Source organism: Nonomuraea sp. NPDC003709, from assembly GCF_040610775.1.
Taxonomy (GTDB): Bacteria; Actinomycetota; Actinomycetes; order Streptosporangiales; family Streptosporangiaceae; genus Nonomuraea; species Nonomuraea angiospora_A.
Window position 1 is genome coordinate 53,698 of sequence record NZ_JBEXMW010000019.1, and the last position, 23,285, is coordinate 76,982.

Genomic DNA, 23,285 nt, shown 5'->3' on the forward strand with positions numbered 1-23,285 from the left:
GTCCGACGTGACGTCCAAGCCGCGTATCCCGAATGTCCTGGCCTCGCGTTATGCCTCGCCGGACCTGGCCCGCCTGTGGTCCCCCGAGTACAAGATCATCGCTGAGCGGCGGTTGTGGCTGGCGGTGTTGCGGGCGCAGGCCGAGCTGGGGGTGACGGTCCCGCAGGGCGCGGTCGACGACTACGAGAAGGTGGTCGAGCAGGTCGACGTCGAGTCGATCGCGGCGCGTGAGCGGGTGACGCGGCACGACGTGAAGGCGCGCATCGAGGAGTTCAACGCGCTGGCCGGGCACGAGCAGGTGCACAAGGGGATGACCTCGCGTGACCTGACCGAGAACGTCGAGCAGTTGCAGATCCGTGACAGCCTGCTGCTGGTGCGCGACCGGGTGGTGGCGTTGCTGGGGCGCCTGGCGTCGCTGGCCGAGGAGCACAAGGCCACGGTGGTCGCCGGGCGCTCGCACAACGTGGCGGCGCAGGCGACCACGCTGGGCAAGCGTTTCGCGTCGGCGGCCGACGAACTGCTGGTGGCCTACCGGCGGCTGGAGGAGCTGATCGGCCGCTACCCGCTGCGCGGGATCAAGGGGCCGGTGGGCACCGCGCAGGACATGCTCGATCTTCTGGGCGGCGATCTGGGCAAGCTGGCCGAGCTGGAGGAGAAGGTGGCCGCGCACCTGGGGTTCGCGCACCGCTTCACCAGCGTGGGGCAGGTTTATCCGCGTTCGCTGGACTTCGAGGTGGTGACGGCGCTGGTGCAGCTGGCGGCGGCGCCGTCGTCGCTGGCCAAGACGATCCGGCTGATGGCCGGGCACGAGCTGGTCACCGAGGGGTTCAAGGAGGGGCAGGTCGGCTCGTCGGCGATGCCCCACAAGATGAACACCCGCTCCTGCGAGCGGGTCAACGGCCTGGCCGTGGTGCTGCGGGGGTACGCCTCGATGGCGGGCGAGCTGGCGGGCGACCAGTGGAACGAGGGTGACGTGTCGTGCTCGGTGGTGCGCCGGGTGGCGCTGCCGGATGCGTTCTTCGCCTTCGACGGGCTGGTGGAGACGATGTTGACGGTGCTGGACGAGTTCGGCGCCTTCCCGGCGGTCATCGCCGCCGAGCTGGACCGCTACCTGCCGTTCCTGGCCACGACGAAGATGCTCATGGCGGCGGTGCGGGCCGGGGTGGGCCGGGAGAGCGCGCACGAGGTGATCAAGGAGCACGCGGTCGGGGCGGCGCTGGCGATGCGCTCGCGCGGCGCCGGCAACGAGCTGCTCGACCAGCTGGCGGCCGACACCCGCTTCCCGCTGGACCGGGCCCACTTGGAGGCGCTGCTGGCCGACCAGGTGTCGTTCACCGGCGCGGCCGCCGATCAGGTGGAGGCCGTCGCCCGGCAGGTGGGCGAGGTCGTGACGGCGCACCCGGAGGCGGCGGCCTACCGGCCCGGCGCCATCCTGTAACGAGCTGTGGCGATACGGGAGTTACGCGACGACGCCGAGGTGCGCGCCGCGTGCGGTGACGACGACCTGCTGGTGTGGGTGGCGCAGGGGCTGCGCGGCGGCGCGCGGGCGTGGGCGCTGGGCGGGGCGGTGGTGGCCGCCGGCCCAGGGGCCTCGCGCCGCGACCGGCTGGGCGTGTGGGGTCCGGCCTCGGACGCGGTGGAGCTGGTCGGGTACGCGCTGGCCGAGCTGGGGCCCTCCTACCGGCCGTTCGGGGAGCTGGAGCTGGTACGCGAGGTGACGGCCAAGCTCGACGGCCTGCGCGAGTCCGGGACGTTCTCCTGGATGAGCCTGCCGGCGCTGGACGGCCCCGCTCCCGGCGGGGTGGGCTGGCTGGAGCCGGAGGCCGAGGACGAGGTCGCGGCGCTGCTGGCGGCTGATGCGCCCGACTCCTACGCGGTGCCCGGCATCGCCGGGGTGCGGCGGTGGGCCGGGGTGCGCGTCGGCGGCGAGCTGGCGGCGGTGGCGGCCGATGCCTGGCCGGCGCCCAGCGTGGGGCTGCTGGCCGGGGTGGCGACGAAGGCGGGCCTGCGGGGGCGTGGGCTGGCCGATCGGGTGTGCCGGTGGGCGTCGGCGGAGTTGCTGGCCGCCTACGGGCGGGCGGCGCTGATGGTCGACGACGGCAACGTGGCGGCCGTCACGATCTATGAGCGGATCGGCTACCGGCGCCGGCGGGTGATGGCCTCTCACGTGGCCGGCTGACTCCCTGGCTGACCCCCCGGCTGACTCCAGGGCGGGCGCCGGGAAAATCGGGTGAGGTTCGGGCGGCGCTGGGGCAGAGTTGACGGCGTGATGTCCGATTTTGTACCAGGTATCGAGTTGTCCCGCGCCTTCTACGGCGAGGTGGTGGCGCCTTTGGTGTCCGGGGTCGCGCACAGTGCGGCGTTGATCGGGCCGGGGTCGGAGGTGCTGGAGTTCGACACGGCCCGCTCGGCCGATCATGACTGGGGGCCGCGGGTGCTGGTTTTCGTGGCGCCCGGGATGGCGCCCGAGGTGCAGGCGAAGGTGGTGGCGGGCCTGCCGGAGCGGTTCGGCGGGTTTCCGACCGTGTTCGGCTATCACGGCAGCGTGCAGCCCGGGGTGGCGGTGACGGAGCTGGGGTCGTGGCTGGTGGAGCGGCTGGGTTTCGATCCGCGTGAGGGGGTGTCGCTGCTGGACTGGTTGTCGGCGCCGTGGCAGAGCCTGGCCGAGGTGACGCGGGGCGAGGTGTTCCACGACGGGCTGGAGGCCGCCGTTCCCGGGGGCGGGCTGGAGACGGCCCGGGCGGCGTTGCGCTGGTATCCCGAGGATGTGTGGCGGTATGTGCTGGCGTGTCAGTGGCGGCGGATCGCGCAGGAGGAGCCGTTCCCGGGCCGATGTGGCGAGGTGGGCGATGAGCTGGGCTCGGCCGTGGTGGGGGCGCGGCTGGCGCGGGAGGTGATGCGGCTGGCGCTGCTGTTGCGGCGGCGCTACCCGCCGTACGCGAAATGGCTCGGCAGCGCGCTGGCGCGCATGCCGGGCTCGACGGAGCTGGGGGAGTGCCTGGGGGCGGCGGTGGCGGCGCGCTCCTGGCGGGAGCGGCAGGAGGGGCTGTCGGGGGCGTACGCGCGGGTGGCGGCGCTGCAGAACCGGGTGGGGCTGGCCGAGCGGCTGGATGAGCGGGTACGGGGGTTCTTCGACCGGCCGTTCGAGGTGATCGGCGGGGACCGGTTCGCGCAGGCGCTGCTGGAGTCGGTGTCGGACCCGGTGATCAGGGGGTTGCCCCTGGTGGGGTGCGTGGATCAGCTGTCGGATTCGACGGACCTGCTGACGGCGCCGGGGCGGGCGCGGGCGATGACGGCGGCGGTTCTCGGCCTCCAAGGTTAGTGATCTACATTGTAAAGGGCGTGGGTGATTGCACCGCCCTCTTCACCCTTTCAAAATCACAGATCCACCAGGGAGGAAGCCAGCTCCTCGACGTGGATGCGCCAGGCGTCGAGGGTGGTGGTGTCGCCGGTGTGGGTGACGATGAGCCGGGCGCCCTGGCCGGTGCCCTGGGTGAGCTCCCAGCGGACGGGGCCGGTCGGGGTGTCGTATTCGAGGAGTTTGGCGCTCTCGGCGCGGGTGACCGGCCCGGGTCGGAGGCCGGGTGCGGTGAAGGGGGCGGGCGGCGGGTCGCCGGGGGTGGCGTCGTCGCCGTTGAGCAGGTGCCAGATGTCTTCGGCGGGGCGGGTGAGCTGGCGTTCGACGCGTACGTCGCCGTTTGCGGCGGTGGCGGGGACGAGGCCGAGGATGGCGACGTAGTCCTCGTGGAGGCGGGCGAACTCGGCGGGTTGTTTGTCGGCTGGTTGCTGGGCGGGGCGTTCGTCGAGGGTGTGGAGCAGGGCCGTGAGGCAGGTGTGCCAGCCGGAGGCGAAGCTGGCGGCGCCGTGGTGGTCGGTGAAGGTGTGGGTGAAGGTGAGGATGCTGGCGCGGGGGCCGTCGGGGTGGATTTCCCAGCGGAGTTCGTCCTCGCCCCAGGTGTGGGCGTAGGTGTGGGGTGGGTTGTTCTCGGTGATGTGGCCGTCGGGTCCGAAGCCGTAGTTGATGCGGTCGCCGTGGATGGTGATGGTGGCGGGGAACCAGTGGGCGAGGTGTTCGGGCTGGGTGATGGCGCGCCAGACCTTTTCGGGTGGGTGGGGGAGGCGGCGTTGCATGCGCAGGGTGGTGCGGCCGTCGGGGTGGATGGTGAGGTTTTCGTTCATCGGTCGTCTTCCTCTTCCATGGTGTCGAGGTGGTGTTCGAGTCGGTCGAGGCTGTGGTTCCAGAGTTTGCGGTATGGGGTGAGCCAGGCGTCGATTTCGGCGAGGGGGGCGGGGCGGAGTTCGTACCAGCGGCGTTGGGCGTCTTTGCGGACGGTGACGAGGCCGGCTTCGCGCAGGACTCGGAGGTGTTTGGAGGTGCCGGGTTGGGTGAGGCCGAGGTGGGTGGTGAGTTCGCTGACGAGGCGGGGGCGTTCGAGGAGGAGGTCGAGGATGTGGCGGCGGGCGGGTTCCGCGAGCACGTCGAAGCGCATGGCTCGTTAATATACCCGCTTGGCTATATGCCTGCAAGGGCATGTATTGGTCGTGGAGCGGGCTGGACTCTCCCTCGGTGGGAGGGTCCATGCTGGTGCGCGTGGACGAGGAGTTGCTGCCGATCGGGCAGTTCGCCCGGTTGGGGCGGTTGAGTGTGAAGCAGTTGCGTCACTATGACGAGCTGGGGTTGTTGCGGCCGGCGCAGGTGGACGCGGTGACGGGTTACCGGTTTTACCGGGCGTCGCAGGCTCGGGTGGCGTTGTCGATCGCGTTGCTGCGGTCGCTGGACGTGCCGCTGGCGGTGGTGGGTGAGGTGCTGGCGGGCGGGGCGCAGGCGCTTGAAGGGGTCAGGGAGGAGTTGGAGGCGGAGCTGGCGCGGCGGCGTCGTACGCTCGCGTCGCTGGAGCGGGTGATGGCGCAGGGGTTGCCGTCGGTGCCGGTGCGGGTGGTGGAGGAGCCGGCGCGGCGGGTGGCGGTGGCGACCGAGCGGGCGGCGGGGCCGGAGGATGTGGGGCGGGCGGCGTCGGCGGCGTTGTCGCGTCTGCTGGGGCCTGCCGGGCCGGTTCAGCTGATCGGGTTGTTCCCGGTGGATTTCGGTGAGGTGTTCGACGTGGAGGCCGCCCGGGTGCTCGGGGACGGGGAGGGCGGTGGGGGTGCGCCGGTGCGGGTGTTGCCGGGGGGCAGGTTCGCCTGTGCGACGCATGTGGGGCCTTATGACCAGATGTCTCTGACGGCGCATGCGGTGCTGGCCTGGTGTGGTGAGCGCCGGTGTGCGGTTCGGGGGCCGATTCGCGAGGTGTACGTGTCGGATCCGGCCGTGACCTCGCCTGAGTATCTCGTTACGCATCTGATGATCTGTTTGGAGGAGTCATGAGTCCTGAGCTGGCCACGTACGGTCCGGTGACCTGCCTGAATGTGACGGGCATGGGTGAGCCGGGCGGGAGTGAGCACGTGTCGGCCATCGGTGCGCTGTATGCGGTGGCGGCGGGGATGGGCGGTCCGGCGGGGCCGCTGGAGGGGTTGTGGTTCGTGGAGGACGAGCGTCCGGGGCTGGAGGTGCCGCGGGAGTTGTGGCGCTGGCATCTGCTGCTGCCGCTGGCGGGGGTGCCGGAGGCGGGGCTGGTGGAGCGGGCGCGGGAGGGTGCGCGTTCGTCGGGGGCGGCGGTGGATCGGGTGCGGGTGGCGACGTTCACGGAGGGTGAGTGTGTGGAGGTGCTGCATGTGGGTGCCTTCAGTGAGGAGTATCGGTCGTTGGCGGTGATGGAGGCGTTCATGGCGGAGCGGGGGCTGGTGCCCAATGGGCTGCATCATGAGGTGTATTTGACGGCGTTCGATGGTCCGGAGCCGCGTACGGTGCTGCGTCAGCCGGTGCGTCCGGGCTGAGGGGTCTCGCGGGGGCCGGTGGGGCGGGGTTAGCATGGCCGATGGCGGCCGTCCCCGCCCAGCCTCCGGCTACCCGCCCCAGCCGGGTCACCTGATGGAGGCAAAGGGAGGTTCACCTCTCGGACGGAGGATCTGCCGGTTGGTCGTGCGTCTGCCGCGCCGGTGGCTGGGGGCGCCGCGGCGGCGTTCGGGAGATGTTCATGACCAAGCAGGCGGATTTCAAGCGGCGGGTGCGTGCCCGTATGGCCAAGACGGGGGAGTCGTACGCGGTGGCGCGCCGCCGGCTCCTGGGCGAGCAGGACTGGCTGGGGGCGCTGCACATCAGTAACGGTGACGGCACCGATCTGGCGGGCACGGGGCTGGCCCGGCGCATCGTGTTCTGGCGGGATGTGCTGCACGAGGGGCCGGTTCCGGCGGTGGGGCGGGAGGAGTTGCGCCGGGTCAGGGCCGCGTTCCTGGTGGGGGCGGGCGCCGATGACCGCGGTGAGGGGCTGCGGATGTTCGTGGAGCGGGATGCGGCTGTGGAGGCCAACCGGGGCGGCGAGTATGTGCTGTGGTTCGAGGCTGATCTGTACGATCAGTTGCAGATCGTGGAGATTCTCGCCTGGCTGGCGGAGTTGGGGGTGCCGGCCGAGGCTGTCACGTTGATCTGTATCGGGGAGCATCCTGGCATCGCGCGGTTCGGCGGCTTGGGTGAGTTGCGTGCGGAGCAGTTGCGGGAGTTGCCGTCGACGCGGGCGTGCGCGAGGTTGTCGCCGGCGGCGCTGGAGTTGGCGACCCGGGCGTGGGCGGCTTTTCGTGCTCCGACGCCGGAGGGTCTGCCGGGTGTCGCGGCGGTCCGCTCGGGTGAGTTGCGTTTCCTGGGTGAGGCGTTCGAGCGTCTGTGCCGGGAGTATCCCTCCACCCGTGACGGGCTCTCCCTCACCGAGCGCCGGGTCCTGGCCGCTGCGGCGCAGGAGGGTTCGGCCGGGGACGTCTTCGTGCGTGCCACGGCCCGGGAGGCGCGCCGGTATCTGGGGGACACGTGGTGTTTCGCGATGATGGATCGCCTGGCGGGGGCGCCGTATCCGCTGCTGGATCTGCGGCCCGCCGGCGGGCCGGTCGGATGGGCGACGGTGGTGGGTCTGACCGCCGTGGGCGCGCGGGTGCTGGCGGGTGAGGAGGATCATGTGCGGTTGAACGGCGTGGACCGCTGGATCGGTGGGGTGCACCTGAGTGGCCGGGATGTGCGGTGGCGGTGGGATGAGGGCCGGGAGGCGCTGACGACAATAGGTACCTACCAGACGTAGGTACCTATAAGGGTATTTTTCACCTCTTCTTGGCGTGGTGTTGTGAGGCACGTTGGAAGCGTACGGATAACCAGCTGGATGCGAGGAACGGGGGAATCCGCACCATGTGTACGCACCAGCCTCCCTGTCCTCCGGCGAACTCCGCCGCTCACCAGGCCGCGCGCCTGGTCGCCTACCACCCCGAGCAGGGATGGGGACTGCTGTGCAACGGGGTGGTGTTCTTCGACGACACCGGCGAGCTGCTGCCCGACGGGCGCAGCATCGTCCCGGCGGCCGTCCTGGAGCGGGCCGCGTGAGCGCCGCGCGGGCGTCGTGGACGTTCACCGCCCAGGCGCACTCGGTGCGCCGGGCCCGGCACGCCGCCCGCGCCCAGCTCGCGGAGTGGGGGCTGCAGCAGGCGTGCGACCACGCCGAGCTGCTGATCAGCGAGCTGGTCACCAACGCGGTCCGGCACGCGCGGGGCCTGGTGCGCATGAGCCTGTCGGCGGCCGACGGGCTGCTGCGCTGCGAGGTGGAGGACTCTAGTCCGGTGCCGCCGAGCCCGCGTGCCGCCTGCCGCGACGACGAGGGCTCGCGCGGGCTGCTGCTGGTGGAGGTGCTCTCCTCCGGCTGGGGCAGCGTTCCCACGGGCCGGGGCAAGCTGGTCTGGTTCGAGGTGCCCGTACGGATGCCGGCCCATGTGTGAGCGGTTAGCGCGGCGAGTACAGCCACGGCTCGCGCAGGTCGAAGAAGTCCACGTCGGAGACGAACAGTTCCTGCCAGGCCCGCAGCAGCTCGCGGATCGCCGGCGGTTGCAGCTTGTCCTCTCCCTGCCGGGCCGCCACCTCGCTGGTGAAGTAGGCGGTCTCGACGCAGCTGTCCTGACCGCACAGCGCGGCGGTGGCGCCGATGAGGTCCGTACGGAAGGCCGCCAGCTCCTCCTGCCCCTGCTGCAGCACCTCGCGCACCCGCGCGTGGTCGCGCACCCGCCCCTGCAGCACCTGGACGAACCCCGCCTCATCGGACCCGCCGCCCAGGATTTCGATGACCTCGTCGCATTCGAGGAAGGTCACCTCGCCGGCGAACAGTTTCGCGGTCTCCACCCACCACTGCCCCTGCTCGGGCCGGTCGGCGTTGCGGTGCGCGAGCTCTCGCCCGGCGAAGCGGGCGACGTTGACGAACAGGCCGTCGTCGGTGACGCCGGCCGTGGTGCCCAGCCAGCCCTGCGCGCCGGGCGAGAGCTCGCGCACCCACCGCTCCAGCGCCTGGTGCAGATCGTCGACCTCGATCGCCCGGCCCTCGATGACCTGGATGAACATGGTCTGCTCCCCTCCCTCCCTCCACGCTAGGAGCGGCCGGCCGTCAAGGTCGAGACGCCGTTACACCATGCGATGGCCAAAACTTGTTGTGGGTTCTTGACCGTGCTCGTCTGGGATAACGGCCGCGACATAACCTGGGGGCGACGACGTGGGATGCGGGCCGACGGCAGCGCCGGCCGCGTCGCGGAAGGCGCCAATGACAGCGGTGACTGCCAGCACCTACGGAGGGCGGCCCAACGGCGGGCTGCCGGCCGAGGTGACGAGTTTCGTGGGGCGTCGGCACGAGGTGGCCGAGGTCAAACAGCTGCTGTCCGCCTCCAGGGCCGTCACGCTGACCGGCGTGGGCGGCGTCGGCAAGACGCGGCTGGCGGTGCGGGTCGGCCAGGACGTGCGGCGGGCCTTCCGGGACGGGGTGTGGCTGGTGGAGCTGGCCGAGCTGGACGGCCCGGCCATGCTCGCCGAGGCCGTGGCCGAGGCGCTGGAGATCCGCGACCACACCGGCGACACGCCGATGCGGGTGCTGACCTGTCATCTGCGCGACAAGCAGGCGCTGCTGATCCTCGACAACTGCGAGCACATGATCGCCGAGTGTGCGGCGCTGAGCGACGCGCTGCTGCGGGCGGCGCCGGATCTGCGGGTGCTGGCCACCAGCCGGCAGGCGATGGGCATCGCCGGCGAGCAGGCGGTGCCCGTGTCGCCGTTGCCGCTGCCGGATCTTCAGGTGCCGCTGGAGAAGCTGATCCGGCAGGACGCGGTCCGGCTGTTCGCCGAACGCGCCCGTGCCGTGCTGCCGTCCTTCACCGTCACGGAGGACAACCGGGAGGTCGTCACCCGGATCGTGCGCCTGCTGGACGGGCTGCCGCTGGCGATCGAGCTGGCGGCGGTGCGGCTGCGGGCCCTGTCGGTCGGGCAGCTGCTCGACCGGCTCGACGACCGCTTCCGCCTGCTGACCGGAGGGTCGAGGGCGGTGCTGCCCCGGCATCAGACGCTGCGGGCGCTGATCGATTGGAGTTACGCGCTGTGTTCGCAAGAAGAACGCCTGTTGTGGGAACGGGCCTCGGTGTTCGCGGGGGGCCTGGATCTGGAGGCGGCCGAGGCGGTGTGCGGCGAGGACGGGATCGACCCGCGGGACGTCCTCGACCTGGTGATCGGCCTGGTGGACAAGTCCGTGCTGATACGAGAGGACCATCCGGGCGGCGTACGCTACCGGATGCTGGAGACGCTGCGGCAGTACGGTCGCGAACGGCTCACGGGCTCCGGCTGCGAGCCCGCCCTGCAGCGACGGCACCGCACTTATTACCGCGATCTGGCGGCGCGGGCCAGGGCGGAGCTGTTCGGGCCCGGCCAGGTGGCGTGGTTCGCCCGGCTGCGGCGCGAGCATGCCAACCTGCGGGCCGCCCTGGACAGCTGGCTGAACACGCCGGAGGAGGCCCGCGCGGGGCTGAGCATGTCCGGCGACCTGCTGTATCACTGGATCACCAGTTATTACCTGGCTGAGGGGCGCGGCTGGCTGGAGCAGGCGCTGGCCGCCGACACCGAGCCCAGCCCGGTGCGGGCCGGCGCCCTGTGGGCCGGCAGCTGGCTGGCGATCATTCAGGCCGACATACCGGCCGCCACCGCCCTGCTCGAGGAGAGCCGCCGGCTCGGCGAGGAGCTGCAGGACGAGCCGGTGCTGGCCTACGTGGCCCTGTTCCGCGGAATGGTGGCCATGTGCGAGGGGCGAACGGAAGCCGCGATCGAGCTATACAGGGACGCCCTTGCCCGCCATCGCCGTACCGGCGACCCGGTCGGGATCGCGCTGTCGCTCATCCGGCTGACGCTCGCCCACTCGTTCCTGGGTGACTCCTCGGCCGCCATCGCGGCGGGCGAGGAGTGCCTGGCCGAGTGCGAGGCCTATGGGGAGGGCTGGCACAAGGCGTACACGACGATGGCGCTGGGCGTGCAGGTGTGGCGCCAGGGGGATCTGGAGCGGGCGACCGAGCTGGAGAAGCAGAGCCTGACCTTCAACCGCGCGGTAGGCGACCCGCTCGGCGCGGGCGTCAACATCGAGGCGCTGGCCTGGATCGCCGCCAGCCAGGGCCGTCACCAGCGGGCGGCCCGCCTGCTGGGCGTGCTGGAGACCATGTGGAGCTGTGCCGGGGCGCCGCTGTCGGGGTACGGGCATCTGGCCCGTTACCACGACGACTGTGACCGGGCGATGCGTGAGGTGCTGGGGGAGGCGGCGTTCGAGTCGGCCGTGCGGCACGGGGCGCGTCTGCCGCTGGAGGAGGCTCTGGCCTACGCCCTGGAGGAGGACAGGCCCGAGCGGCCCGCCAAGGCGGCGGAGGAGACGCCGTTGACGCGGCGGGAGAAGGAGATCGCCGAGCTGGTCGCCCAGGGGATGACGAACAAGGAGATCGCGGCGTCCCTGGTGATCGCGCAGCGTACGGCGGAGGGGCACATCGAGCACATCTTGACCAAGCTGGGGTTCAACTCGCGGGCGCAGATCGCGGTGTGGGTGGGGGAGCGGGCCCGGGCCAACGGGCACGGCTGAGGATCGGTGCTGAGGGGTCGGTGCTGAGGAGGCGGGAACCGGCTCCAGGGTGAGGGCCGGTTCCGGCCGTCGGCGGTGTCAGTAGGGCAGTGCCCGTCCTGACGGGGTCCGCAGGTCCACACCCTGGGCGGGGCGGCGCGTCGGCCGCTTGGAGACGCGGATCCTTGTGTGGCGCACGATGCGTCGTTCCTTTCCTCGGTGCCGCTCGGGCGGCAGGTACGGGTGTACGTGCCGGGCGGGCTCAGGCGGGCTCGCAGGCGCGGTCGCCGGTGACGAGTTCGAACCAGACGACCTTGCCGGCGACCCCCCAGCAGCAGGCCAGCCGGGCCAGCACCGGGTTGTGCCCGCGATCGGCGGCCTTGCGGCACGATGCGGTGAAGGCGAGCGCGCTGCGGTCGTCCTCGATCTCGCAGCGCAGCAGGTCGTCCTCGACCCACAGTGAGAGCCTGACCTTGGCGGTGGCGTGCCGCAGGGCGTCGGCGACCAGCGCGCCGACCAGCAGGTCGGCGTTCTTGGCGTGTTCGCACAACCCCCAGGCGGCCAACCGGACCGCGGTCATGCGCCGCGCGCTCGGCACCGCCGAAGGCCGTGCCGACAGCAGCCACGAGGCCGAGCGGTCCTGCCCCGCCCACCCGGCGCGAACGGCCAGGCCGTCCCCCATGGCCAGGAGCCCGTTCCAGGACAGCAGGCGCAGCGTGGGCTGCTGTCCGGCGGTGCCGTGCTCGATGTGCGGCTGCAACATGGCTGGCACGTGTATCGTCTCCTCCCCGTGTTGGCGCATGTGTTCAGAGACACGTTTAGCTTCGCTCCGACCCACCCACGGGGAAGACGGGATAAATCCCCATATGGGTACCTATTCACCCGTATGTCCGTACGGGGATGTCCGCGCCACGACCGGATGATCAAGGACGTGACCTGCACCGGAAGGGCCACCCAGGACGGCCCCGCGGATAGTAGTCGACCGGTCGTAAACTGGCCTCATGGGCCGAACCAGTGATGCTCGCGAGCGGATCCTGAGCGCCGCACGCTCGCTCATCGAGACGCATGGTTACTCGGCCCTGGGGGTGGCCGAGATCTGCCGGGCGGCCGGCGTGCCCAAGGGCAGCTTCTACTACTTCTTCGACTCCAAGGAGTCCCTCGCGCTGGCCGTCATCGATGAGCACTGGGCCGCTCAGCAGCGCGCCTGGGAGACCGCTCTCAACGGTGAGGCGCGGCCGCTGCCCCGGCTGCGCCGCTTGTTCGAGGAGACGGAGGCCGGCCTGCGTACCGCCCAGCAGAGCTGCGGCACCGTCTCGGGGTGCCTGTTCGGCAACCTCACCCTGGAGATGAGCAACCAGACCGAGGCCATCCGCACCCGGCTGCAGGAGATCTTCGACGCGCAGGTCGAGATGGTCGCAGCGGTCATCGCCGAGGCTCTTGAGCGGCAGGAGGTCGAGGTGGCCGACCCCCGGGAGGCCGCGCGGGCGGTGGTCGCCCAGCTCGAGGGCCAGGTGCTGTTCGCCAAGCTCTACAACAGCACCCACCGGCTCGGCCCCTTGTGGGCGAACTGCCTTGCCCTGCTCGGCGCCCGTACGCCACAAGAGGCCGTGGCCGGCACCTGACCATCCGCCCTGTCCACCGGCGCCCTCGGGGACGTCCTCTCCCTCGCCATGACGGTCGCTGCCGCTCGCCCCAGCCGGCGCCGTCGCGCTGCCATCCTCGTCGCCGATGATCGGCAGGAGACAAAACCGATTGTGGCGCTCGCCGGTGATCCAGTAGCCTGCGGCCAGCACTATCGGATCCGTCGTGGGGACTGTCGCGTGACGCCGCCTGCTCTCGCTGCCTGACATCTTCTTCTGCGCTTTCTCACCGACCGCGCGGTCGGTCTCGCCGGGCTGCTCTGAATCACTGAGCCGCCCCGGCCACTCAGCGTTTTGTGTCAGGTCTTAGAGAGATCATGTCTTCACAATCCCATAGAGATCATTTCGTGCTGCCCTGGACCGTACGGAGGACCCGGCTGCCGCTGCTCACCGTGCGTTGCCTGGACTGCCGGGCGCAGGCGGCCACCGTCGGCGAGGGCAGGTTCCGGATCAACGCCAACGGCAAGCTGCTCGACGTGTGGCTGCTCGTCCGTTGCGTCGGCTGCGACCGGACCTCGAAGATCACCGTCCATGAGCGGGTGCCGGTCCGATCGCTGGATCCGGCCAGGCTCCGCGCCTTCGAGGACAACGATCAGGCGCTCGTCGCTCACGCGCTCCTGGACCCCGCGGTCGCACGGCGCAACCGGTTCACCCTCGATTGGCGCGGCGCGTGGCGGCTGGAGTCATCGGCTGCCGAGACGGCATGGCCATACCGGGTGGACGTCGGTTTCCTCGATCCCGTGCCCGTCCGCCCGGAGCGGCTGATCGCCCAGGGGCTCGGGATCAGCAGGGGCGAGGTCGGGCGCCGCATCAAGTGCGACCTCCCCCTCAACCGCACGACGACCGCGGACTTCTCCTTCGTCGTCATGCCCGCTGAATAGGGCCGGGAGAAGTGGTGGGTGGGACTGAGGCTACGGCGGACGGGTGCAGTGTTTCTGCTTGCCGTCACGGCGACCGCCTCAGTCCCGCTCCACAACCTGGCACGAACCCGGCCAGAGGGTCAGCTCAGGCACCTTCGCAGGAGGCAGAACTCGTTGCCTTCGGGGTCGAGCAGGACGTGCCAGGACTCCTGGCCGGTCTGGCCGATGTCGGCCGGGCGCGCCCCGAGCTTCAGGAGGCGTTCGAGTTCGGCGTCCTGATCGCGGTCGGTGGCGTTGACGTCGAAGTGCAGTCGCGGCCTGCCCGCATTGAGCTCGGCAGCGGGGCTGAAGACCAGGGTCGGCTGCAATCCGCCGAACCCTTCCCGTGGTCCGATCTCCACCGCGCCGTCGTCGGTGTCGTCGAGCACGATGAAGTCCAGCACCTCGCACCAGAACGCCGCCAGCCGTTGCGGGTCCCGGCATTTGATGATCAGTTCGGAAATACGACAAGCCATGATCGGCACCTTACGGGGCATCCACCCCACGCCGCCAATCCGTGAGCGGATGCGGGTGGGGCCGTCGGTGACCCACGGGATCAGCCGGGCCGGATTCGCCCCGGCCGTCACCCGTTGTTCGGGGTTGTCGGGCTCCGGCTCCCACCTGGTGTTCTTGGGCTGTACCAGCCGGGCGAGGGCGTAGGAGGTCGTGCGGCCGTAGTGGCGTGGGCCGTTGGGGTGGTGGTGGCCGCTGATGTGCAGGCTCGGCCGCAGGTGTTCGATGAGCCGGGTCGGCTTCGCCGAGCCTCGCACGTTCCCGCGCCGGTCGAGTGACATCCCGTACGGGCCGTCGTGGGTGACCAGGACGTCCACGCCACCCGGTTCGACGGCACTCCAGTCGCGCGTAAGCGCTACCACCGGTGTGCACTGGGAGTCCGGGCCTCTCAGGTGCGAGGAAACACGTCCCGGCGCAAGCCCTCCTGACCTTTGACTTCGCCCCGCCCGGAACCCTACGGTCCAATAGTCGACCGGTCGGCTAGCTATGAGGCGGCAGGCCGCGGCATCCCACCCCATCCCGGAGAAGGTCATCATGAGCACCCAGAAGGTCGCAGTCATCACCGGCGGCTCGCAAGGCATCGGCGCCCACCTCGTCGAGGCCTACCGCAAGCTCGGCTACGCCGTCGTCGCCACCTCCCGCACCATCACCCCCTCCAATGACGCGGACGTCCTGACCGTCCAGGGCGACATCGCCGACCCCGCCACCGCCGAACGTGTCATCGCCGCCGGCGTGGAGCGGTTCGGCCGCATCGACACCCTGGTCAACAACGCCGGAATCTTCGTCGCCAAGCCCTTCACCGACTACACCCAGGGCGACTACGCCGCCGTGATCGGCGTGAACCTCGCCGGCTTCTTCCGCATCACCCAGCTGGCCGTCGAGCGGATGCTCACCCGGGGCGGCGGCCACATCGTCAACGTCACCACGAGCCTGGTCGACAACGCCGACGCCCGGGTCCCCTCCGTCCTGGCCTCGCTCACCAAGGGCGGACTGCAGTCCGCCACCAAGTCCCTCGCCATCGAGTACGCCACTCGCGGCATCCGCGTCAACGCCGTCTCGCCCGGCACCATCAAGACGCCCATGCACCCCGGGGACACCCATGAGATCCTCGCCGGCCTGCACCCGGTCGGCCGGATGGGGGAGCCGGGCGACATCGTGGACGCGGTGACCTACCTGGAGAACGCCCCGTTCGTCACCGGCGAGATCCTCCACGTCGACGGCGGCATGAGCGCGGGCCACTGAGGGAGAACAGCGATATGACAGACACCGAAACGATCCTGCGTGGCGTCCTGGACCGGTGGAAGGCGGGCGTCGACGGCCACCGGCCGGATCGGGTCGCGTCGGTGTTCACCGAGGACGCGATCTTCCAGGGGCTTCGTCCCTACAGCGTGGGACGGCAGGGCGTCGCCGACTACTACGCGTCCCAGCCTGCCGGCCTGTCGGCCGCGTACCACGTCCTGGAAAGCCGGCGCCTGTGCGACGACATCGTGCTCGGCTACCTGAGCGTCGACTTCTCGTTCACGGACCGGCCCACGGTCAGCGTCAACCTCCTCGTCCTGCTGAAGCGCTCGCAGGCCGATTGGCTCATCAGCCACTACCAGGTCTCCCGCCTCGGCTGAGACCGGCCTGCCGGGTCCGGGCGCGGCGATGCGCCCGCCCGGACCCGGCCGCCGGGGACCCGTCAGCCGCGGGGCGCGTACATGATCACCAAGACGCCCACCAGGCACACCAGCGCCCCCACGACATCCCACCGATCCGGCCGGAACCCGTCGGCCACCACACCCCACAGCAGCGACCCCGCCACGAACACCCCGCCGTACGCGGCCAGAATCCGCCCGAAATGCGCATCCGGCTGCAACGTGGCCACGAACCCGTACAGGCCCAGCGCGATCACCCCCGCGCCCGCCCACACCAGCCCACGCTGCTCCCGCACCCCCTGCCACACCAGCCACGCGCCGCCGATCTCGAACAGGGCGGCCAACACGAACAACACCAGCGAACGCACCACACTCATGCCCGCCATTGCACCAGCCCCCACCCGCGCCACGCACACGGGGCTCACCCGCTCCACCACCAAGATCGTGACAGGCCCTCGCCGGAGCCGACATGATCGAACGCATGACAGCCGACGGGAACACCCGCTTCGACGAGGGCGCCACGGCGGTACGCCGCCACGTCTGGAACGGCAAGGTGTGGACGGCCGCGCCGTACCGGGTCCTCCAGGACACCGACGAGTACTTCGTGGTGGCCGGCTGGCCAGGGCTGAAGAGCCTCGCCTCGACCACCTGGATCACCTCCTTCCTCAACGGCGGCAGCCGCCGCGAGCAGACCATCGACGAGCTGGCCTCGGGCCGGTGGGAGCTCGGCTGGTGGACCTGGCGGGGCACCGTCGTGCGCAGCTGGTACGGCATCGACAAACACTTCACCGTCCGCCAGTTCTTCGACGCCGACCACCGCCCGCTGACCTGGTACATCGACTTCGACCTGCCCAAACAGCGCACCCGCCTGGGCATCGACACCTTCGACCTCCTGCTCGACCTGATCGTCGAACCCGACCTGTCCCGGCACCGGTGGAAGGACGAAGACGAATACCGGCACGGCAGACGGCTCGGGCTCATCGACGACCGGGTGCACCGGCACGTCACCGCGGCCCGTGACGAGGTCGTCGGACTCGTCGAGACCCGGCAGGGCCCCTTCGCCTGCGACTGGTCGCCCCCGGCCCACGAGCTGTGGCAGACGCCGACGCTCCCCGGCGACGCCCTCGAGACCCTCTGAGAGCCCCGGCGGGGGCTACATCCTGCGCGTCCACAATGGGTCATTTGCCTACATAGGGGATGGTCCTGACTTCAGCCCGGCATCCACCCCCGTGGCAGGGGAAGGCCAGAGAGGGGATGGCAGCCTTCGTCCCGGACGCTCAGGAGGGGGACGACCATGTCGCCAGGCAAGAGGAAACCGGATCTGCCGAGCCTGATGTTCGCCGAGCAGCCGGACGGGAGCTTCGTGACGTCCCTGCGCGGGCTCGCGGTGCTGCGGGAGCCGCTGCTGAACAAGGGCACCGCGTTCTCCCCACAGGAGCGGGCCGAGCTGCTCCTCCAGGGCCTGCTCCCACCGGCGGTCGAGACGCTGGAGGAGCAGGTACGCCGCACGTACGTACAGTACGGGCGGCAGCAGACGAACCTGCTCAAGAACGTCTACCTGGAAGCGCTGCGCGACCGCAACGAAGTGCTCTACTACCGGCTGCTGAGCGACCACCTGCGCGAGATGCTGCCCATCGTCTACGACCCCACGGTGGCCGAGGCGATCCGCACCTACAGCCACGAGTACCGCCGCCCGCGAGGGGTGTACCTGTCGATCGACGACGTGGACGGGATCGAACGGGCGTTCCAGAGCCTCCAGCTGGGCCCGGACGACGTCGATCTCATCGTGGCCTCCGACGCCGAGGAGATCCTGGGCATCGGCGACTGGGGAGTGGGCGGCGGGGCCGGCATCGCGGCCGGCAAACTGGCCGTCTACACCGCCGCCGCGGGCATCGACCCCGCCCGCGTCATCCCGGTCGCCCTCGACGTCGGCACCGACAACGAGGCACTGCTGAACGACCCCGCCTACGTCGGCAACCGGCACTCGCGCGTGCGGGGGCGGCGCTACGACGCCTTCATCGACGCCTACGTCACCACGGCCACCCGGATGTTCCCCGGCGCCATGGTGCACTGGGAGGACTTCGGCCCCTCCAACGCCCGGCGGATCCTGGAGAAGTACACCGAGCGCATCTGCACCTTCAACGACGACATGCAGGGCACCGGCGCCATCGTGCTGGCCGCCATGCTCAGCGCCGTCAAAGTGTCGAGAACGCCGATGCGGGACCAGCGGATCGTCATCTTCGGCGCCGGAACCGCCGGCATCGGCAACGCCGACCAACTGCGTGATGCGATGATCCGCGACGGCCTGGACCGCGAGGAGGCCATCCGGCGGATCTGGCCGATCGACAAGCAGGGTCTGCTGGTCGACGACATGACCGACCTGCGTGACTTCCAGCAGCCCTACGCCCGCCCAAGGGACGAGGTGGCCGACTGGGCCCGAGGCGGGCATGGCATTTCGCTGGCCGAGGTCGTCGAGCGGGTCAAGCCGACCATGCTGCTGGGCACCTCCACCGCTCACGGCGCGTTCACCGAGAAGATCGTGCGCACCATGGCGGCCGGCGTGGACCGCCCGATCATCTTCCCGATCTCCAACCCGACCGAACGCATCGAGGCGATGCCCGCCGACCTGATCCGCTGGACCGGCGGCCGCGCCTTGATCGCCACCGGCATCCCGGTCGAGCCGATCACCCACAAGACCGTCACCTACGTCATCGCCCAGGCCAACAACGCCCTGCTGTATCCAGGGCTGGGGCTGGGCGTGGTGGTCTCGCGAGCCCGCCGGGTCAGCTCCGGCATGCTGCAGGCGGCCGCCGAAGCCGTCGCCGGCATGGTCGACGTCTCGGCCCCGGGAGCCTCGCTGCTGCCCCAGGTGGACAATCTGCGCGAGGTCTCGGCCACGGTGGCCGTGGCCGTCGCCAACCGGGCGGCCGAGGAGCACCTGGCCCGCATCACGCTGCGCGACACGGTGCAGCAGGTCCACGAGGCGATGTGGCAGCCGGCCTACCGCGCGATCCGCGGGAACGGGCGATGAGCACGCCACGGGTCCGGGACGTGCCGATCGGGCTGCATGAGAGCGGCACCCGGACGGAAAGCGACTCGCTCGGCGAGATCGAGGTCCCGGCCGGGCACTACTGGGGCGCCCAGACCCAACGGTCGCTGATCCACTTCGACATCGGCGACGACCGCATGCCCAAAGCCGTCTACCACGCCTACGGCTACATCAAGAAGGCCGCCGCGATCGTCAACGCCCGCGCGGGCCGCCTGCCCCGGTGGCAGGCCGACCTGATCAGCCGCGTCGCCGACGAGGTCATCCGCGGCGACCTGGACGGCGAGTTCCCGCTGTACGTGTGGCAGACCGGCTCGGGCACCCAATCCAACATGAACGTCAACGAGGTGATCTCCAACCGGGCGATCCAGCTCGTCGGCGGGCGGCTGGGCAGCAAGGATCCGATCCACCCGAACGATCACGTGAACATGGGCCAGTCGTCCAACGACACCTTCATCACCGCCATGCACATCGCCGCCGCCGAGGCCATCGACGACCACGTGCTGCCGGCCGCCGCCAGGCTGCGCGACAGCGCCGAGAGCAAAAGCCGGGAATGGGCGCACGTGGTCAAGATCGGGCGCACCCATCTGGAAGACGCCACCCCGCTGACCGTCGGTCAGGAATGGTCCGGCTACGCCGCCCAGCTCGGCGACGCCATCGACCACCTCGAACGCACCCGTACCGGCCTGTACCGGCTGGCCGTCGGCGGCACCGCGGTCGGCACCGGCCTGAACGCCCCGCCGCAGTTCGGCGAACAGGTGGCCGCGCAGATCGCCGAGCTCACCGGGCGGCCCTTCGTCAGCGCGCCCAACAAGTTCGCCGCCCAGGCCTCCTGCGACGACCTGGTTCGCGCCTCGGCGGCGCTGCGCACCCTGACCGCGCCGCTGTTCAAGTTCGCCAACGACCTGCGCTGGCTGGGTTCCGGACCCCGTACCGGCCTGCGCGAGCTGATCCTGCCGGCCAACGAGCCGGGCTCGTCGATCATGCCGGGCAAGGTCAACCCGACCCAGGCCGAAGCCATGCTGATGGTCGCCATCCAGGTGGCCGGCAACGACACCGCAGTCTCGATGGCCGGCGGCGAGGGCAACTTCGAGCTGAACGCCTTCCGCCCCGTCATCATCAGGAACGTGCTGCACTCGGCGCGCATCCTGGCCGACATGATGGACCACTTCCGCACCTACCTGGTCGAAGGGGCCCGGCTGAACACCGAGACGCTGCACCACAACATCGAACACTCGATCATGATGGTGACCGCGCTCAGCCCCGTCGTCGGCTACGACCGGGCCGCCCACATCGCCCACCACGCCCTCGACAAGGGCCTGCCGCTCAAGGAAGCGGCGCTCCAATGCGGCATCTCAGCGGACCTCTACGACAAGATCGTCGATCCCGAACGCCTCACCCGACCCGGCGTCCCCAGCCCTGACGGCGGCACCCGGCACTGAAGAACGACGCTGAAGAACGACGCTGAAGAACGACATCGCTCCGGCCGCACTGAGCCGTGCACGCCTGTTGAAGATGGTCGACACTGCGGCGTCCGAACTATGAAATGTGCTGATTCTAGGCCGCTGCCCGATCTAGGGTGCGGGCATGTCGTACGATCTGCGCGGTGTTGTCGGTGACTTCGACCATCTCCGGTTCCTGTCGGATGACGTGCCGCGGGCTGTGGTGGTGCCGCTTCGGCAACGCTTGGGGCTGCTGCCGGTTAGCGACGAGGTTTTCGACGAGCTGACCGACGTACGGCAGGAGGCCGGGCCGTTCAGGTGGATGTCCCCGGCGTTCGCCGAGAGGCTGGAGGACTGGTCACGCGGCGGTCGAGTCGCTTACGTGGAGGCGGACTTCTGGGGTGGTGACGGCAGCCAGGCCGCTGCCCTGTGGGAGAACGGCCGTCAGACCTGGGGTCCCGAGCACGCCTGGATCCCTGCGACTGCGGGGCCTTGCGAGGACTGGCCGATCAACGCCGTGCTCGCGCGCCTCGGAGCGGTCGGGACGGCTGCGCTGGACCTCTTCGACGCGGTCGGCTTCGGGCAGGAGCGCGACATGGAGGGGTGGCGCCGGGCGGGCGTGCGTGCCCTGGACGCCGCCGACTACGACGCCTGGGAGGCGGCGCGCCGTGCGAAGGAGGAGGCCGATGCCCGCGCCGCCGCCGAACGTGACAGGTACGTCAGGCGTGACGATGTCCCCGTCGTACTCGACGGCAGGGCGGTGATGGAGGTGCTCGGCATCCCGTCGTCCCCGCTGGTGGGGGCCGCGATCCGGCATCTTCAGGAGGTTCACCTGGAACGCGGCTCCCTTGCCCCCGACGAGGCCGCCACCGAGCTTCGCCGCTGGGCCCAGAGTCTGTGAAGTGCTCGGTGAGGTCGCCCGCTGACCAGGCCGGCCCCCAGCGCCGACATCGGGTCCGCCATCGATGCAACATGCCTTCATACGCCAGCCGACCGGACCCATACGCACCGTCTCCTCGGGCCGAACACCACCACCCGTTACGTCCGGATCACCGACGAGGTGGAGGTGCGCACCATCTGACTGGACCCCAGTTCCGGCTTCCGTCCGGGTCCGTCCGAGCGCTGACCGTCCCCGTCCGGCGACGTGTCCGGAATCGGCCGCGCCCGGTCCGCGAAACTGGCGGGCCGGCTAGTAGGCGCCACCGGGACGCCCTACGACATTGGTCCGCATGAAGAGAGGCAACCAGAAACGGGGAAGCCGGAGCCCGTCCCCCAAGAGGACCAAAAAGGCGACAGGCGAGCAGAGCGAGCCCATCCGCGCCCTGGTCAAAACCAAGCGGGACGCACTGCCTGTGAACGCACCGCCGCCGAGCACCCTGGCGGAACTGATGTCGCTCAGGGATGTGTCCGAGTCACATCTTCTGCCTTTTCTCGATATGAATGACCTCTTCGAGCTGGCCGCGACGAACAGCTCTTTTCTGGTCAAGGTGGCCGACTTCGTGTTCAACCCCGCCTCGGCGGGCCCCGGCAGGAGCTTACGGATCCCGCCGCCCTCCCTGGCGTCGACTCAGACCAGGCCCGCCGCCCCCGGGAACGCCGTTGATCTGTTCGAGGCGATCTTCGACCGCCGGACGGAACGGGAAAAGGCCCTGTACTCCGCCGTGAAATATTGGCTCATCCACGTGGCCAGGCTCGGCCCCCGGGTGCCTCCCGGGCAGCTTCTGTGGACCTTGAAAGAAATGTACGGGCGCGGCCTGGACCGGCAACTCGTGACGGCCCACGAGCAGAGATCCGATGAGTCTGAGGACACCGAGGTCGTCCCTGAGCTCTACGACGGCGCTCGCAAGCTCTTCGAGATAGCGGCCGACGTCGTCGCACCGACCGAGCTGGGCGAGGTCCAGCTTCCCGTGCTGGTCGCCGACCTCGCGGCGGTGAACGACCTGCCCTTCACCCAGCAAACCTTCAACGAACTGCACGACATGATGGTCGACCTGCCCATCTGGAACAGGGATCGGGACGACCCGCTGTTCGAGGACCGGATGAACAAGCACGCAGAAGAAGCGGAAAAGGAGCAGAAGTGACCGGCGACCCGGTGGCCATCGCCGATGCTGTACGCGGCAGGCTGCGCAGCAAGCTCGACCTGTCCAGGGGCTGGGTGACCGCCGCCGGGCACAGCGGCCTGGACGCCGTCTATCGCCGCGGCGCCCGGCGTGACCCGCTGCCCGAGCAGGCCGGCGCCGAACCGCTGGCCTGGGCGCTGGCCCATCTGCGTGACGCCGGCGAATGCCTGGGCACCCTGAACGGCTTCCCGGACGCCGACGCCTCCGCGCCCGTCAAAAGGGTGAGCGCGGCGATGCCGCAGGCCGTCACCGCGCTGAGCCAGGCGTACGACTCCTGCCAGGACCTCGCCACGTCACCACCGCAGACCGACGCCAGGACCAAGCGGCACGCCGACGTCAGCCGGCGGCTGGACTCCATCATCAGGACCCTGGAGGACCTGCAACTCGAATGCGAGGACCTGCGCGCGAACTTCGACCCCTCCGCGCGCGCCCAGCAGAACAACGCCGGGCGCGCCACGGTGCCCGCGCTCAACCGCCTGGCGCAGATCATCGACCAGGCGAAACGCTGCTGTCTCAAGGCCGCGATGGCGCTGCGGGGCGTCGCGGACGAGGCCGTCCTGGGCGCGGCAGAAGGTACGAGTGCGACCCCGTACGCCTGGCCCTTGCTGCCTTACCTCGACGATCAGGAGGTGGTGCTGGCGTATTTGGACATTCCCGCCGATGCGACGCGGCGCGACGCCACCGACACCCTTCTCGCCCAGGCCGTGCTCGACCCGGGGAGCAGGCAGCACATCCACGAGGCCGTCCAGGCGGTCAACGCGGAGCGAACGGCCCGGACCTGACGGCCCATCAACTGACGCCTTGTGCCCGCTGCCCGAAGCCCGTCCGGGCAGCGGGCACAAGGCGTGCTGATGAAGGGAAGAGGACGTGGCCCGGCTGTCTCTCTGCCGGGTCACCCCCCATCCCGGCCGCCCAGGGCCGCTAGGTGATCGCCTCGTGGGGTCCCGGATCGTGGCCTGCGGCCGCTGGGGCCAGGCACCGCCGCTCGGAGACGGTTCCGTCGACGTCGTGGGCG

General features: G+C 70.3%; 25 protein-coding genes. 19 read left to right on the plus strand and 6 right to left on the minus strand.

Annotation, left to right across the window (positions count from 1 at the left end; translation table 11 throughout):
• Window positions 1–7 precede the first annotated feature (7 nt).
• The 3 genes from purB to ABZX61_RS43880 all read left to right on the plus strand — a co-directional run bounded on the left by purB (window position 8) and on the right by ABZX61_RS43880 (window position 3,322).
• Window positions 8–1,438 (plus strand): adenylosuccinate lyase, encoded by a 1,431-nt coding sequence (gene purB / locus ABZX61_RS43870; protein WP_350736453.1) that lies wholly within the window; start codon window positions 8–10, stop codon window positions 1,436–1,438.
• Between the two features lie 6 nt (window positions 1,439–1,444).
• On the plus strand, window positions 1,445–2,179 hold the full coding sequence (locus ABZX61_RS43875; RefSeq protein WP_355203421.1) for a GNAT family N-acetyltransferase: 735 nt from the start codon (window positions 1,445–1,447) through the stop codon (window positions 2,177–2,179).
• Window positions 2,180–2,269: 90 nt separating this feature from the next.
• Window positions 2,270–3,322 (plus strand): DUF4037 domain-containing protein, encoded by a 1,053-nt coding sequence (locus ABZX61_RS43880; RefSeq protein ID WP_355203975.1) that lies wholly within the window; start codon window positions 2,270–2,272, stop codon window positions 3,320–3,322.
• A 56-nt stretch (window positions 3,323–3,378) separates the two neighbouring features.
• Here the strand turns inward: ABZX61_RS43880 and ABZX61_RS43885 are convergent, their stop codons facing one another.
• Both ABZX61_RS43885 and ABZX61_RS43890 read right to left on the minus strand, forming a co-directional pair.
• Complete coding sequence (locus ABZX61_RS43885) at window positions 3,379–4,179, minus strand: SRPBCC domain-containing protein (RefSeq protein WP_355203424.1); 801 nt, start codon at window positions 4,177–4,179, stop codon at window positions 3,379–3,381.
• Entirely contained in the window at window positions 4,176–4,490 is a 315-nt protein-coding gene (locus tag ABZX61_RS43890; RefSeq protein WP_350736441.1) for a metalloregulator ArsR/SmtB family transcription factor, read from the minus strand. Before ABZX61_RS43890 ends, ABZX61_RS43885 begins: the two co-directional genes overlap by 4 nt.
• A gap of 89 nt (window positions 4,491–4,579) precedes the next feature.
• On the opposite strand from ABZX61_RS43890, the gene ABZX61_RS43895 reads away from it, so the two are divergent.
• The 5 genes from ABZX61_RS43895 (at window position 4,580) to ABZX61_RS43915 (ending at window position 7,848) form a co-directional block, all read left to right on the plus strand.
• Window positions 4,580–5,365 carry a MerR family transcriptional regulator gene (locus ABZX61_RS43895; RefSeq protein WP_355203428.1) on the plus strand — a complete coding sequence of 262 codons (786 nt, stop codon included), beginning with the start codon at window positions 4,580–4,582 and terminating at the stop codon, window positions 5,363–5,365.
• The gene (locus ABZX61_RS43900) at window positions 5,362–5,874 is read left to right on the plus strand and encodes a hypothetical protein (protein WP_355203431.1); all 513 of its coding nucleotides are present in this window, start codon (window positions 5,362–5,364) and stop codon (window positions 5,872–5,874) included. The genes ABZX61_RS43895 and ABZX61_RS43900 overlap by 4 nt, the downstream gene beginning before the upstream one ends.
• Before the next feature lie 200 nt (window positions 5,875–6,074).
• Entirely contained in the window at window positions 6,075–7,163 is a 1,089-nt protein-coding gene (locus tag ABZX61_RS43905) for a hypothetical protein (protein ID WP_355203433.1), read from the plus strand.
• A 104-nt stretch (window positions 7,164–7,267) separates the two neighbouring features.
• Entirely contained in the window at window positions 7,268–7,459 is a 192-nt protein-coding gene (locus ABZX61_RS43910; RefSeq protein WP_350736431.1) for a DUF5999 family protein, read from the plus strand.
• Window positions 7,456–7,848, plus strand: coding sequence for an ATP-binding protein (locus ABZX61_RS43915; RefSeq protein ID WP_355203436.1), 393 nt, complete (start codon window positions 7,456–7,458; stop codon window positions 7,846–7,848). Before ABZX61_RS43910 ends, ABZX61_RS43915 begins: the two co-directional genes overlap by 4 nt.
• 4 nt (window positions 7,849–7,852) lie before the next feature.
• Here ABZX61_RS43915 and ABZX61_RS43920 read toward each other — a convergent pair whose 3' ends face one another.
• Window positions 7,853–8,461, minus strand: coding sequence for a hypothetical protein (locus ABZX61_RS43920; RefSeq protein ID WP_355203439.1), 609 nt, complete (start codon window positions 8,459–8,461; stop codon window positions 7,853–7,855).
• 205 nt (window positions 8,462–8,666) lie between these two features.
• Here ABZX61_RS43920 and ABZX61_RS43925 point away from each other — a divergent pair, with 205 nt between their 5' ends.
• The gene (locus ABZX61_RS43925; RefSeq protein ID WP_355203442.1) at window positions 8,667–10,994 is read left to right on the plus strand and encodes a LuxR C-terminal-related transcriptional regulator; all 2,328 of its coding nucleotides are present in this window, start codon (window positions 8,667–8,669) and stop codon (window positions 10,992–10,994) included.
• Between the two features lie 241 nt (window positions 10,995–11,235).
• Here the strand turns inward: ABZX61_RS43925 and ABZX61_RS43930 are convergent, their stop codons facing one another.
• Entirely contained in the window at window positions 11,236–11,745 is a 510-nt protein-coding gene (locus ABZX61_RS43930) for a hypothetical protein (protein ID WP_355203445.1), read from the minus strand.
• A gap of 229 nt (window positions 11,746–11,974) precedes the next feature.
• Between ABZX61_RS43930 and ABZX61_RS43935 the strand changes: the two genes are divergently transcribed.
• Both ABZX61_RS43935 and ABZX61_RS43940 read left to right on the plus strand, forming a co-directional pair.
• Window positions 11,975–12,595 carry a TetR/AcrR family transcriptional regulator gene (locus ABZX61_RS43935; RefSeq protein WP_355203448.1) on the plus strand — a complete coding sequence of 207 codons (621 nt, stop codon included), beginning with the start codon at window positions 11,975–11,977 and terminating at the stop codon, window positions 12,593–12,595.
• Between the two features lie 365 nt (window positions 12,596–12,960).
• Window positions 12,961–13,494: a DUF1062 domain-containing protein gene (locus ABZX61_RS43940; protein WP_355203451.1), complete on the plus strand. Its 534-nt coding sequence runs from the start codon at window positions 12,961–12,963 to the stop codon at window positions 13,492–13,494.
• Window positions 13,495–13,613: 119 nt separating this feature from the next.
• Here the strand turns inward: ABZX61_RS43940 and ABZX61_RS43945 are convergent, their stop codons facing one another.
• Window positions 13,614–13,988 carry a VOC family protein gene (locus tag ABZX61_RS43945; protein ID WP_355203977.1) on the minus strand — a complete coding sequence of 125 codons (375 nt, stop codon included), beginning with the start codon at window positions 13,986–13,988 and terminating at the stop codon, window positions 13,614–13,616.
• A 571-nt stretch (window positions 13,989–14,559) separates the two neighbouring features.
• Between ABZX61_RS43945 and ABZX61_RS43950 the strand changes: the two genes are divergently transcribed.
• Both ABZX61_RS43950 and ABZX61_RS43955 read left to right on the plus strand, forming a co-directional pair.
• A complete protein-coding gene (locus ABZX61_RS43950; RefSeq protein WP_355203454.1) occupies window positions 14,560–15,267 on the plus strand; it encodes an SDR family oxidoreductase in 708 nt (235 codons plus the stop codon).
• A gap of 14 nt (window positions 15,268–15,281) precedes the next feature.
• On the plus strand, window positions 15,282–15,644 hold the full coding sequence (locus ABZX61_RS43955; RefSeq protein WP_355203457.1) for a nuclear transport factor 2 family protein: 363 nt from the start codon (window positions 15,282–15,284) through the stop codon (window positions 15,642–15,644).
• Between the two features lie 62 nt (window positions 15,645–15,706).
• Here ABZX61_RS43955 and ABZX61_RS43960 read toward each other — a convergent pair whose 3' ends face one another.
• On the minus strand, window positions 15,707–16,039 hold the full coding sequence (locus ABZX61_RS43960; RefSeq protein WP_350736405.1) for a YnfA family protein: 333 nt from the start codon (window positions 16,037–16,039) through the stop codon (window positions 15,707–15,709).
• A gap of 104 nt (window positions 16,040–16,143) precedes the next feature.
• Between ABZX61_RS43960 and ABZX61_RS43965 the strand changes: the two genes are divergently transcribed.
• The 6 genes from ABZX61_RS43965 to ABZX61_RS43990 all read left to right on the plus strand — a co-directional run bounded on the left by ABZX61_RS43965 (window position 16,144) and on the right by ABZX61_RS43990 (window position 23,052).
• A complete protein-coding gene (locus ABZX61_RS43965) occupies window positions 16,144–16,800 on the plus strand; it encodes a DUF402 domain-containing protein (RefSeq protein WP_355203460.1) in 657 nt (218 codons plus the stop codon).
• Window positions 16,801–16,956: 156 nt separating this feature from the next.
• Entirely contained in the window at window positions 16,957–18,693 is a 1,737-nt protein-coding gene (locus ABZX61_RS43970; RefSeq protein ID WP_355203463.1) for an NAD-dependent malic enzyme, read from the plus strand.
• Window positions 18,690–20,150 carry a class II fumarate hydratase gene (locus tag ABZX61_RS43975; RefSeq protein ID WP_355203466.1) on the plus strand — a complete coding sequence of 487 codons (1,461 nt, stop codon included), beginning with the start codon at window positions 18,690–18,692 and terminating at the stop codon, window positions 20,148–20,150. Before ABZX61_RS43970 ends, ABZX61_RS43975 begins: the two co-directional genes overlap by 4 nt.
• 145 nt (window positions 20,151–20,295) lie before the next feature.
• On the plus strand, window positions 20,296–21,051 hold the full coding sequence (locus ABZX61_RS43980) for a hypothetical protein (RefSeq protein WP_355203469.1): 756 nt from the start codon (window positions 20,296–20,298) through the stop codon (window positions 21,049–21,051).
• A 328-nt stretch (window positions 21,052–21,379) separates the two neighbouring features.
• Window positions 21,380–22,231 carry a hypothetical protein gene (locus ABZX61_RS43985; protein ID WP_355203472.1) on the plus strand — a complete coding sequence of 284 codons (852 nt, stop codon included), beginning with the start codon at window positions 21,380–21,382 and terminating at the stop codon, window positions 22,229–22,231.
• The gene (locus ABZX61_RS43990) at window positions 22,228–23,052 is read left to right on the plus strand and encodes a hypothetical protein (protein WP_355203475.1); all 825 of its coding nucleotides are present in this window, start codon (window positions 22,228–22,230) and stop codon (window positions 23,050–23,052) included. The genes ABZX61_RS43985 and ABZX61_RS43990 overlap by 4 nt, the downstream gene beginning before the upstream one ends.
• Window positions 23,053–23,285: the final 233 nt, after the last annotated feature.

Bases quoted from the DNA above. Each gene is read 5' to 3' on its own strand.
- ABZX61_RS43960 (WP_350736405.1), bottom strand. From the start codon at position 16,039: ATGAGTGTGGTGCGTTCGCTGGTGTTGTTCGTGTTGGCCGCCCTGTTC.
- ABZX61_RS43975 (WP_355203466.1), top strand. From the start codon at position 18,690: ATGAGCACGCCACGGGTCCGGGACGTGCCGATCGGGCTGCATGAGAGC.
- ABZX61_RS43970 (WP_355203463.1), top strand. From the start codon at position 16,957: ATGTCGCCAGGCAAGAGGAAACCGGATCTGCCGAGCCTGATGTTCGCC.
- ABZX61_RS43980 (WP_355203469.1), top strand. From the start codon at position 20,296: ATGTCGTACGATCTGCGCGGTGTTGTCGGTGACTTCGACCATCTCCGG.
- ABZX61_RS43885 (WP_355203424.1), bottom strand. From the start codon at position 4,179: ATGAACGAAAACCTCACCATCCACCCCGACGGCCGCACCACCCTGCGC.
- ABZX61_RS43955 (WP_355203457.1), top strand. From the start codon at position 15,282: ATGACAGACACCGAAACGATCCTGCGTGGCGTCCTGGACCGGTGGAAG.
- ABZX61_RS43905 (WP_355203433.1), top strand. From the start codon at position 6,075: ATGACCAAGCAGGCGGATTTCAAGCGGCGGGTGCGTGCCCGTATGGCC.
- ABZX61_RS43880 (WP_355203975.1), top strand. From the start codon at position 2,270: ATGTCCGATTTTGTACCAGGTATCGAGTTGTCCCGCGCCTTCTACGGC.
- ABZX61_RS43910 (WP_350736431.1), top strand. From the start codon at position 7,268: ATGTGTACGCACCAGCCTCCCTGTCCTCCGGCGAACTCCGCCGCTCAC.
- ABZX61_RS43950 (WP_355203454.1), top strand. From the start codon at position 14,560: ATGAGCACCCAGAAGGTCGCAGTCATCACCGGCGGCTCGCAAGGCATC.
- ABZX61_RS43895 (WP_355203428.1), top strand. From the start codon at position 4,580: ATGCTGGTGCGCGTGGACGAGGAGTTGCTGCCGATCGGGCAGTTCGCC.
- ABZX61_RS43935 (WP_355203448.1), top strand. From the start codon at position 11,975: ATGGGCCGAACCAGTGATGCTCGCGAGCGGATCCTGAGCGCCGCACGC.
- ABZX61_RS43945 (WP_355203977.1), bottom strand. From the start codon at position 13,988: ATGGCTTGTCGTATTTCCGAACTGATCATCAAATGCCGGGACCCGCAA.
- ABZX61_RS43965 (WP_355203460.1), top strand. From the start codon at position 16,144: ATGACAGCCGACGGGAACACCCGCTTCGACGAGGGCGCCACGGCGGTA.
- ABZX61_RS43900 (WP_355203431.1), top strand. From the start codon at position 5,362: ATGAGTCCTGAGCTGGCCACGTACGGTCCGGTGACCTGCCTGAATGTG.
- ABZX61_RS43920 (WP_355203439.1), bottom strand. From the start codon at position 8,461: ATGTTCATCCAGGTCATCGAGGGCCGGGCGATCGAGGTCGACGATCTG.
- ABZX61_RS43890 (WP_350736441.1), bottom strand. From the start codon at position 4,490: ATGCGCTTCGACGTGCTCGCGGAACCCGCCCGCCGCCACATCCTCGAC.
- ABZX61_RS43985 (WP_355203472.1), top strand. From the start codon at position 21,380: ATGAAGAGAGGCAACCAGAAACGGGGAAGCCGGAGCCCGTCCCCCAAG.